We start from the raw sequence: 10,665 nt of genomic DNA, 5'->3' as shown, positions 1-10,665 counted from the left end.
TCGGTCACCTTTTGAAAAATCGATTAGCTCAAAATGTATCGCTAACGATACTTCTTAATAATTGACGAGATATCATGTATCTCTATTTCGCTTGGCTTTTGTTCAGTTTTCAAAGAACTCGGTGTCACTTGTTGGCGACTTTTACATCATAACACTTCTGCATTTCAAAAGCAAGTGTTATTTTCTTGTTTCGTTCGCCTCATCAGCGACAAGTAATAATATATCACCCCCTGTTTATTACGTCAATAACTTTTATTATTTTTTTTTAGATAAAGAATTTTTTCAATGCCTTCTACCTTTGTCTCTTTTCTTTTATAGCAAAGAAACCCTTTTTCAACTAAGTGACGTACAAGAAGTTCAAGATCAATCCGATAATCTTCGACCTCTTGATGCCCCATAAATTCTGCAATAGATGAGACATCTATCGAGATAAGGGAAAGAAAATGCTCGCTTCCAATCTCTGTTTTAGAATGAATAGCCAGTTCAGTTGCTAATATAAGTAGTTCGATTCGTTTCTCTAATGTTTCTTCACTATTTAATAACTCTTGATACAATTTGTATGTTTGTGGCTCAATATGACGAACTTGTTCCCACACTGTGACCTCTGGATAAAAGCCGTGATGAATAACAGATAAGCGTGCTAAATGATGAAGGGCATGCATCATATTACTGAAAGCATCAAAATAATGCCCATTATAAAATAGAACTTTGCCTTCTTCAAATCTTCTTAGCATCTTCGTAAATTGAATCGTCATTTTCTTAGAACGGTCACCAGGAGGGAATGATTCAATTCTCTCTTTGACACCTGTAAGAAACTCATTACGGTCAAAGACAATTTTCCCATTCACTAACCAGTCAATCAACCTTCTTTGATTTCCGACAATAAGTGTGTGGTGCATCATGACTTGACTCAAAGAATGGAAAGCCACACATTTCCCGGCCACTTCATAATGTTTCACTTCCCAATCTATATCTTGCTGACTATTAATAAGAAGAATGATCACATCAAACCCATCTGTAATCGACAGAGGTGATTGCTCTTTCTCTAATACTAAAATAGCAAGTGTATCTTCATCACTTGCTCTGTCTTGATACAATTGCCGCAATAATACGTCCATAATACCCCTAGCCCCCTTCATAACCTCACCAATATAAACGATATGTAATTTCAGAAATAATAAATTCGACAAAAAAAGAAAAAAATCCTGCAAAGCTATAAAAGAAGAGAATTTTATGACAGATTGCTTCAACATATGCCGATTCGACGACCTCTGTGCTATACTACAAGCTAGGAGGGACTGTTATGGCGTTAAAATATACAAATAAAATTAATAAGATAAGAACATTCGCGCTTTCTCTTGTTTTTATCGGAATCCTTGTTATGTATGTAGGAATCTTTTTTAGAGAAAACGTTATTTTAATGACTATTGCGATGTTACTAGGCTTCTTATTCATAATCGGCAGTACTGTCGTTTACTTTTGGATTGGCATGCTTTCAACCAAAACCATTCAAGTTGTTTGCCCAAATTGTGGAGGTGCGACAAAAATGCTCGGTCGCGTCGATGCCTGCATGCACTGTAGCGAACCCTTAACCTTGGATAAATCACTTGAAGGTAAAGAATTTGACGAAAATTACAATCGTAAAGAGAAAAAGAAGTAGGATCACTTACCCTACTTCTTTTTCTGTACAAAAAAAAGAGGCCTCTCTACAACCGAAGTAAAGCTACGCTGTCATCTAAAAATGAATCATAGCTATACTCCTGTGAGCCAACCTCAAACAGACATTCCATTTATTAATGTTCTACATTCTTTTGACATTTTGGACAAGTTCCATAAATCTCCATGCGATGACTATGAACTTTGAACCCTGTAACGTGTTCTGCAAGTGTCTCAACTTCATCTAATCCAGGATAATGAAAATCAACCATCTTTCCACAGTCTCCACAAATAACATGGTAATGATCCGACGTTACACAATCGAATCGACTTGAAGAGTCACCATACGTTAACTCTTTTACGATGCCAGCTTCCTTAAAGACGCGCAGATTATTGTATACTGTTGCGACACTCATATTGGGAAAACGTCCCTCTAACGATTTATAAATCTCATCAGCCGTTGGATGGGTCATTGATTCGTACAGGAATTCTAGAATCGCATGACGCTGCGGAGTCATACGCACACGGGTACTTTTCAAAGCATCAAGAGCATCTTGTAAGCCATGAGCAGACATTGTCATGCACCTCACTTTCGAAAAAACCATTCTTACTTTATAATTAGTATAATATGCATAAACCTCGTCTGTCAACGTTGCCTCAAGAGTGATTGCTCTTAAATATTCATAAAAAGTGCCGCATCCTTCGCATCGAGGAGAAATGATGTGTAGCGATGTGCCTGTTTACTTGAGCGTTGTTTTCTTTTCTCAACATTTAAGCAAACAGCTTGTAATGCTTCTGAAAGACTATCTAAATCGGTATCTTCCACTCCAAATAAAAAAGTCGTGTTTCCTTTTTTCCAAAAGCCACCTGAACTTGCTAGCTCAGTCATGCGGTATTCTAGCTTCTTTAACTGTATTTCGACTTCATCAGCATAAAGATTATCAATAATGCACACCAAAAGCTTCACATTCATCCCTCCAATACTAATAAACCTTATCTAATTTTATTCGATGATATCATTCAACGTTCTCAGCTAAATACCTTTTTAAATTTAGCTACCGCAACCTTTAGTCTGCGCTCAATTTCTATCCTTCTAACTCCTCTTTCACATATGTTAATGCTTCTTCGACGTGGTCCTTCACTCGTACTTTACGCCATTCTTTTACGAGCACACCATCTTTATTAATCACAAAAGTAGAACGTTCAATGCCCATATACTCTTTCCCAAAATTCTTCTTCAGCTGCCACACACCATATGACTCAGCTACCTCATGTTCTTCATCTGCAAGCAGTTCAAAAGGGAGCTGGTATTTATCAATAAATTTCTCATGTCTTGCAACAGGATCTGGACTCACACCAAGAATCACTGTATCTAAATCAGAAAAATCTTCAATACGATCACGAAAATCACATGCCTGCGTTGTACAACCAGGGGTCATGTCCTTCGGGTAGAAATATAAAATGACATTCTTACCTCGGTAATCCTCTAAAGATACTGTTTTACTATTGTTAGAAGGGAGAGAAAAAGTAGGGGCCTTTTGACCAATTTTTGCGTTCATTTTATCATCTATCCTTTCAGCTATTATTCCTTTAAGCGTAGCTGATGTTGCCCAGAAAGACAACTAATTACCCGTCTTTATTCCTCGCATAAAAAAGCGAGGTCACAACAAAAGCTGCGGGAAGAAGATAGCCAAATAAAGCTTGGACAATCGCAATAAAACGTCCAACACCAACTGGTACCAAATCTCCATAACCAACTGAAAGCAGCGTAACAGCACTAAAATAAATAACATCTTCTATTAAATGGCTAACAGTCCCTCCAATACTTTGTCCACTTTCCTTAATGACTTGTATGCCTAATAATTCAAAACCAAGATATAAAATAGAAAACGATAATGTGATGGTAATGTAGACGAGGACAAGCATTGTGAAATGGCGGAGTGATACGGAATGAGTACCACGAATAGGACGATACCTGAGCAAAAGCAATAGGCTCATCATTGTACCGGCTGTCGCAATAATAAGGATAAGATATAAAATCCAGTTCACGTCTCTCCCCTCCTAGTTATTAAATCTATGCGAAAGAGATTTACTCTAGAAGTTAAGAGATAGCAAGCCTAAAGTGGCGCCAACCACTTTATACAATAAAACAGCTCTTACCGTTGCTCATCTAGTATCTTTATGGTTGAATATATTGACAGCATCCTTATAACAGTAACTTTTGGAGGTACACATATATGGACTTTACACAATCAGAAGCATTATACAAAGAAGCACAAGAACATATTGTCGGAGGCGTTAATAGCCCTTCGCGAGCATACAAAGCAGTCGGCGGTGGATCGCCAGTCTTTATGGAGCGGGGAAAAGGCGCTTATTTCTGGGACGTTGACGGAAATCGCTATATTGATTACTTAGCGGCTTATGGCCCGATAATTACAGGACACGCCCATCCTCATATTACAAAAGCCATTACCCACGCTGCAGAAAATGGTGTGTTATACGGAACGCCTACAAGACTCGAAAATCAATTTGCGAAAATGTTAAAAGAAGCCATTCCGTCACTAGAAAAAGTTCGTTTCGTAAATTCTGGTACAGAAGCTGTCATGACGACCATTCGCGTTGCTAGAGCTTATACAGGTCGCGATAAAATCATTAAATTTGCTGGCTGCTATCACGGGCACTCTGATCTTGTTTTAGTTGCTGCAGGCTCTGGTCCGTCTACACTCGGCACACCAGATTCTGCAGGTGTTACAAAAAGCATCGCTAAAGAAGTGATCACCGTCCCTTTTAACGACATTGATGCGTACAAAGATGCCCTTGATAAATGGGGCAATGAGATTGCAGCTGTTCTCGTTGAACCGATCGTCGGTAATTTTGGAATTGTTGAACCGAAAGAAGGATTCCTTGAAGCAGTCAACGAATTAACCCATCAAGCAGGTGCTCTCGTCATTTACGATGAAGTGATTACGGCATTCCGCTTCATGTATGGCGGCGCTCAAAATTACCTTGGTGTCGAGCCAGATATGACGGCATTAGGAAAAATTATTGGCGGAGGCCTACCAATCGGTGCTTACGGTGGCCGTGTTGATATTATGGAAAAAGTCGCACCACTCGGCCCTGCTTATCAAGCAGGAACGATGGCTGGTAATCCAGCTTCAATGAGTGCTGGTATTGCTTGCTTAGAAGTACTGCAACAAGAAGGCGTGTACGAGGAACTCGATCGCTTAGGGGCAATCTTAGAAGAGGGAATACTCAAGCTTGGTGAAAAGCACGAGCAAACCATTACTGTAAATCGCTTAAAGGGAGCGTTAACACTCTATTTCAGCTCGGAAAAAATTACAAATTACGAGCAAGCCGAACAAACGAACGGGGAGCAATTCGGATTGTTTTTCAAAGAGATGTTGAAGCGCGGGATTAACCTAGCTCCATCTAAGTACGAAGCTTGGTTTTTAACAATTGCACACACAGAACAAGATATTCACGATACACTTAAAGCCGTTGATGAATCATTTGCGGCAATGAAAAAGCTATAACCAACGAAGTGCCTGCACCAGACAATATATCGAAAGAAAAGATTTAACGGTATATATGTAAAAAAGGAGCAGGCACTTTTTTATTATCTATTCGTTTATAAGGAAATTTGTTGTACCTTCAAACGCTTTCATTTAAAGATTCCTCTAAAAAGCACTTGATAACACGTTCAAGACATTGTATAGTCTTTCGGTACTCATTCATTACTCGTATTGAGTTGCTCATCTTTTTTATAAAAAATGAACGCTTCCGTAAACGGAGGAAAAAGAAAGGACTTATTTCCCTTATGAAACTTGGAGCTCGTATATTTAAGACGGGGCTTGCCATCATGCTTTCACTTTATTTAGCTATTTGGTTCAATCTTGAACCACCTTTGTTTGCAGCACTAGCGGCTGCTTTTGCGGTTCAACCATCCATTTACCGCACTTTCCAAACCATTTTAGAGCAAGTTCAAGCCAATATTATTGGTGCGATACTCGGGATTATTTTTGTGATGACATTCGGTCATGAACCTTTTGTTGTAGGACTCGTCGTTATCTTAGCTATTGCCATTATTTTAAAAATTAAATTAGAGCCAACAACGATCCCGCTTGCCATTGTAACAATCATCATTATTATGGAAAGCCCTGTGGGGAACTTTGTTGAATTTGCAACAGGTCGCTTCGCGTTAATTATCCTTGGTGTACTAGCAGCATTCATTGTGAATCTACTATTTATCCCACCTAGATATGAGACAAAGCTTTATCAAAAGCTACAAAAAATGACGGAAGACGTAAATCAGTGGACGATGTTATTCATCCGTCATGATGCAGACCATCGAGCGTTGAAAAAAGATTTAACTCGCTTAGAAGAGAGAATGATTAACATTGATAATCTTTACTTGCTTTATAAGGAAGAACGTAATTATTTTCAAAGAAATAAATACGGGAAAGCTCGTAAAGTCGTTCTGTTTAGACAAATGCTTGTCACGACTAAAAAAGCATTCAGCGTCCTAAAAAATTTAGAAAGACGCTCTGAAGAATTTAGTCAAATGACTGTAGAAACTCATAAAAAATTTGAAATTCATTTAGACAATTTGACATCGTATCACGATCGGATATTATTACGTTATGTCGGAAAAGTTAACACCCATCGAATAGAAGAATTAGCGGAGAACATGGAGCATGGGAAAGATGAACTCATGACTTATTTTATCAGCCTTCGCGAACAATCTTGCATTACCTATGAACAATGGTTACACATTCTGCCTATTGTTTCTCAAATGATCGAATATCAAGAACAGCTTGAACACCTTAATCATTTGGTCGAAAGCTTTTTCACCTATCATAAAGATGACAACGAAGTGAAAGTTCCTGAACCTGAGGAATAATATTGTCTTCTAAACGAATAAAAATCCTTACACGATTAATAAGACCGTGTAAGGATTTTTTATATTCTCCATTAATGTAATTGCTGGACATCAAATAACTTTTTGTAGCTTCCATTCCGTTTGATTAAGTCTTGGTGATTCCCTTCTTCGACAATCTCACCATTTTCAATGACAACGATACGGTCTGCATGTGTGATCGTAGAAAGACGGTGAGCCACTATAAACGTTGTCCTGTCTTTCGCTAATTTCTCAAGAGCTTCTTGAATATAATGCTCACTTTCTAAATCAAGCGCAGATGTCGCTTCATCAAAGATGAGAATTGGCGGATTTTTCAAGAACACTCTAGCAATCGCAATTCGTTGCTTTTGCCCACCAGAGAGCTTGACGCCTCTTTCTCCAACCTCTGTATCATATTCGTTTGCTAGCCCCATGATAAAGCCATGCGCATTTGCCGCTTTAGCAGCACGGATGACCTCTTCATCGGTCGCGTCTGGTCTTCCCATCAAAATATTCGATTTGACCGAATCACTAAATAGAAGGTTATCCTGGAGAACCATACCGATATTATCACGTAATGTTCGAACTTGGTAATCGCGAATGTCCGTACCATCAAGTGTAATCCTACCAGCTGTCACATCGTAAAAACGAGGAATTAAGCTGATTAGCGTACTCTTACCACCACCGCTCATTCCAACAAACGCAATCGTTTCTCCTTGCTTAACCTGTAATTGTAAATCTTTTAGCACTGGCTTTTCATCTTCATTATATTTAAACGTAACATTTTCAAAATTCAAGTAACCTTGCGCTCTTGTCAACGGCTTTGCCCCAGCCTTATCCTCTATATCATATTTCTCATCAATAAAATCAAAGACACGGTCCATTGAAGCAATTGCTTGTGTCAAAGTCGTTGAAGAGTTAACAAGACGACGAAGCGGCGCGTAAAGACGTTCCATATAGAGGACAAATGCTGTCATCGCCCCAATCTCTAAACTACCAGTAATCACAAAATAGGCAGAGACAAAAATAACTAATAATGGCGCAATATCTGTAATGGTATTAACAACGGCAAATGTTTTCGCGTTCCACCGTGTTTGATCAAGAGCCTTATCCAGAAAATGATTATTACGTTTCGCAAATTGAGTCTGCTCATGTTCCTCCAATGCAAAGCTACGAATGACACTCATTCCTTGGACACGCTCGTGAAGATGGCCTTGAACATCAGCCAATGCTTGTGAGCGTACTCTCGTTAAATGACGTAGCTTTGAATAAAAGAACTTAATTGAAAAACCGTAAAAAGGAAACATAGCAATCGCAACAAGCGTGAGCCAAACATTTAAATTCAACATAATAATAACAGCAATAATAATCGTAAGAAGATCAAGCCAAATATTCATTAACCCTGTAATGACAAAGTTCTTCGTTTGTTCAACGTCATGAATAACCCTTGAAATGATTTCGCCAACTTTTCGATTCGAATAAAATTTCAAGCTCAGCTTTTGAATATGAGTGAAAAGCTGATCACGAATGTCATACAACACTTTATTTCCAATTAATTGAGCGAAATATTGCCTAAAATATTCAATCGGCGGACGTAAAAAAGCAAAAATAAAAACCATCCCAAGCATGATTTTAAACAAAAGTGAGAACTTATCATCCTGGGTCATAGCCTCAGCATTAATAATGTCATCAATCACATACATCATCACTAACGGAATCAATAAAGGGATACCAAATTTCATTACACCAATGGCAATCGTAATCAAAATCTCTTTCCAATACGGCTTGACGAAAACCATATAGCGTTTGATGCTATCCAGATTCGCCACCCCCTTCTCTTTATAGCGCAAAAGTCTGACCACAAGATAGAAAGCAAATCATCAAACTTGCCCATATCCATGCGTAGTCAGACCTTATGCGTCTTCTAACGATATTGTAGAAACCGTTCATACCAGCTTTCAACAAATTGTGGTGCAAACGGACCTTTGCGTTGATGAATCCAAGAGATTAACTCATCGACACCTCTTCTTAAAAAATCATCCACAGCAGGTGGATAGTTCATAAGCTGCTTGTGTAGTTCATATTCATCTTCATCCAAGAGCTTAAAGGTCATATCAGGATACACCTTAATATCCAGGTCATAATCGATGTATTTCAAAGCTTCATCATCCCAGGTAAATGGTGACCCAAGGTTGCAATAGTAATAAATTCCATCGGATCGAATCATACCGATTGTGTTAAACCACTGTTCAGAATCAAAGTAACATATAGCAGGTTCACGCGTTCTCCAATTCCTCCCGTCCGATTCCTTCACTAGAATACGGTCATTTCCTCCAATTACAACCTTTGACGTCCCTTTAAGCACAATTGTTTCTTCCCAAATGCGATGAATAGATCCATTATGCTTATAACTCTGGATCTGAATATTGCTGCCTACTTTGGGAAAATTCATAAATAGCTCCTTTCTAGAAAATTCTTTTGGACGTCAGTAGGTAGAGTAGTCCTTACATTATTAGCTTGTACTGCTTACAACGGGGCAGTTCAAACTCTATCTACCCTATTCTCTACTTTTTTCACAGTTTACTTACGCATCATACTCCTTACATTCATTTATATTATAACGTGTTCTTTCCTGTTTTGAAACGGTAAGCGCCTTTTGAAAAAAAATAAGTACTAAATTATGTATTCATGCCTATGAAACATAGGCACTTTAGATGAGGGCAATTGCATTTCCTATGACCAATCTATTTTTTCAGTCGAAGCTCATATTTTTTCGGTCTAAACCGAGTTTTTTCGATCTAAAATTGGATTTTCCCAGTCTGAATCAGGATTTATCGGTGAAACGATCATTTCTCGAAAAACACAAAACACCCTCTAAACGCGGATGTCAGAGGGTGTTCTTGCTTATGCCGTTCTTTAACGGTTAAGTTTGTTACTGATTCATGTTGTTTGAAGAATTTTGTTGCTTACGAGCTTGTGATTGAGCATTTTGCTGCTTTACTTCTTGCACATTTGTCTCGCTAGCAAACTCAGTGTTGTAGCTTTGATTTTGTGCAGAAGCAGCATTTTGCTTTTGTACTTGAGCTGCATTTGTTTTTGAAGCTTGTTGTTGCGCTTGGTTTTGGTTATTGTTCATATGATATCACCTCCACGCTAGTTAAGATGTCCGTAGAGGGATAAGATTATACAAAAAATTTTTAAGTAAGCAGAGAAATACCACCATCCACAATAATCGTTTGACCCCTAATCATTTTCGCTTCTTCTGATAATAAAAATAGGACAGTGTTCGCTAAATCATCCGCTTCAACAATACGACCTGCCGGAGTTCTTGCTGCTGCATCAGCGAGTAATTCTTCACGGTTTGGAAAATGAGTTAGGGCATCCGTATCAACAGCTCCACCCGAAACGGCATTCACGACTATTCCCTTTTCTGCTAATTCAACTGCAAGATAACGAGTTAATGCTTCAACAGCTGCCTTAGATACCCCAACAGTTGTGTAATTTTTTAAATAACGAATCGATCCAAGTGAGCTTAAGCTAACAATATGACCTCCGCCCGTTTTCTCCATTCGCTTCGCTGCTTCTTGCGCACAAAATAGCAATGCTTTGCTATTGATATCCATCGTCCAATCCCAATGGCTTTCTTCTAGTTCCATTAATGGCCTCAAAACTCCAGATGCCGCATTATTAACTAAAATATCCAAACGACCAAATTCCTGATCAATTTGCTCAAATAATTCTTTGATTTTTTCTGGTTTACCAACGTTTGCTTTTACAACAAGAGCTCTTTGTCCTAATGCTTCAATTTCCTTTGCTGTATCGAGAGCAGCTTGCTTACTTCTTGCATAATTAATAACGATGTTGTAACCGCGTGCTGCTAATTTCAATGCAATGTTTTTCCCAATCCCACGACTACTTCCTGTTACAAGGGCTACTTTTTGTTCCATAACTAAATGCCTCCAATTTCATTGATACTTATATTATATCGTATAGGACATACTCCGAACAGAAACACTAAATAAGAAAAGCGAAAGCGCCTTGGTTAGCCGCGACAAGTGCTGGAAGACCGTCAATGTGTTGCCTGGTTTTTGGCAACCATTTACTGGCTGAAG

Annotated in this window: 12 protein-coding genes; 3 read left to right on the top strand and 9 right to left on the bottom strand. The window is 38.5% G+C overall.

All coding sequences use genetic code 11. From position 1 onward, the window contains the following. Positions 1–242 precede the first annotated feature (242 nt). The gene (locus tag IQ10_RS17855; protein ID WP_144451826.1) at positions 243–1,118 is read right to left on the bottom strand and encodes a nucleotidyltransferase-like protein; all 876 of its coding nucleotides are present in this window, start codon (positions 1,116–1,118) and stop codon (positions 243–245) included. Positions 1,119–1,303: 185 nt separating this feature from the next. Between IQ10_RS17855 and IQ10_RS17850 the strand changes: the two genes are divergently transcribed. Beyond that, positions 1,304–1,660: a YgzB family protein gene (locus IQ10_RS17850; protein ID WP_144451825.1), complete on the top strand. Its 357-nt coding sequence runs from the start codon at positions 1,304–1,306 to the stop codon at positions 1,658–1,660. Positions 1,661–1,793: 133 nt separating this feature from the next. Here IQ10_RS17850 and perR read toward each other — a convergent pair whose 3' ends face one another. The 4 genes from perR to IQ10_RS17830 all read right to left on the bottom strand — a co-directional run bounded on the left by perR (position 1,794) and on the right by IQ10_RS17830 (position 3,705). Continuing rightward, positions 1,794–2,231 (bottom strand): peroxide-responsive transcriptional repressor PerR, encoded by a 438-nt coding sequence (perR, locus tag IQ10_RS17845; RefSeq protein ID WP_144451824.1) that lies wholly within the window; start codon positions 2,229–2,231, stop codon positions 1,794–1,796. A gap of 98 nt (positions 2,232–2,329) precedes the next feature. Further along, positions 2,330–2,623, bottom strand: a complete 294-nt coding sequence (locus IQ10_RS17840; RefSeq protein ID WP_144451823.1) for a cyclic-di-AMP receptor — start codon at positions 2,621–2,623, stop codon at positions 2,330–2,332. A gap of 118 nt (positions 2,624–2,741) precedes the next feature. After that, the gene (bcp, locus tag IQ10_RS17835) at positions 2,742–3,215 is read right to left on the bottom strand and encodes a thioredoxin-dependent thiol peroxidase (RefSeq protein ID WP_144451822.1); all 474 of its coding nucleotides are present in this window, start codon (positions 3,213–3,215) and stop codon (positions 2,742–2,744) included. A gap of 67 nt (positions 3,216–3,282) precedes the next feature. Then, complete coding sequence (locus tag IQ10_RS17830) at positions 3,283–3,705, bottom strand: ion channel (protein WP_242009879.1); 423 nt, start codon at positions 3,703–3,705, stop codon at positions 3,283–3,285. A gap of 188 nt (positions 3,706–3,893) precedes the next feature. Here IQ10_RS17830 and IQ10_RS17825 point away from each other — a divergent pair, with 188 nt between their 5' ends. Together IQ10_RS17825 and IQ10_RS17820 are read left to right on the top strand one after the other, a co-directional pair. Next, positions 3,894–5,189, top strand: coding sequence for a glutamate-1-semialdehyde 2,1-aminomutase (locus tag IQ10_RS17825; protein WP_144451821.1), 1,296 nt, complete (start codon positions 3,894–3,896; stop codon positions 5,187–5,189). A gap of 284 nt (positions 5,190–5,473) precedes the next feature. Next, positions 5,474–6,556, top strand: coding sequence for an FUSC family protein (locus IQ10_RS17820; RefSeq protein ID WP_144451820.1), 1,083 nt, complete (start codon positions 5,474–5,476; stop codon positions 6,554–6,556). 71 nt (positions 6,557–6,627) lie between these two features. Here the strand turns inward: IQ10_RS17820 and IQ10_RS17815 are convergent, their stop codons facing one another. From IQ10_RS17815 to fabL, 4 genes are all read right to left on the bottom strand, one after another. Continuing rightward, on the bottom strand, positions 6,628–8,373 hold the full coding sequence (locus tag IQ10_RS17815; RefSeq protein WP_144451827.1) for an ABC transporter ATP-binding protein: 1,746 nt from the start codon (positions 8,371–8,373) through the stop codon (positions 6,628–6,630). A 104-nt stretch (positions 8,374–8,477) separates the two neighbouring features. Then, the gene (gene ntdP, locus IQ10_RS17810; RefSeq protein ID WP_144451819.1) at positions 8,478–9,005 is read right to left on the bottom strand and encodes a nucleoside tri-diphosphate phosphatase; all 528 of its coding nucleotides are present in this window, start codon (positions 9,003–9,005) and stop codon (positions 8,478–8,480) included. 480 nt (positions 9,006–9,485) lie between these two features. Continuing rightward, positions 9,486–9,689 carry a gamma-type small acid-soluble spore protein gene (locus IQ10_RS17805; RefSeq protein ID WP_144451818.1) on the bottom strand — a complete coding sequence of 68 codons (204 nt, stop codon included), beginning with the start codon at positions 9,687–9,689 and terminating at the stop codon, positions 9,486–9,488. A 61-nt stretch (positions 9,690–9,750) separates the two neighbouring features. Next, positions 9,751–10,500 carry an enoyl-[acyl-carrier-protein] reductase FabL gene (gene fabL / locus IQ10_RS17800; RefSeq protein WP_144451817.1) on the bottom strand — a complete coding sequence of 250 codons (750 nt, stop codon included), beginning with the start codon at positions 10,498–10,500 and terminating at the stop codon, positions 9,751–9,753. Positions 10,501–10,665 lie beyond the last annotated feature (165 nt).

Origin of the sequence: Halalkalibacter nanhaiisediminis, from assembly GCF_007830185.1 — a bacterium.
Lineage (GTDB): Bacteria > Bacillota > Bacilli > Bacillales > Bacillaceae_D > Halalkalibacter > Halalkalibacter nanhaiisediminis.
This window is presented reverse-complemented; position numbering and strand designations above follow the sequence as displayed.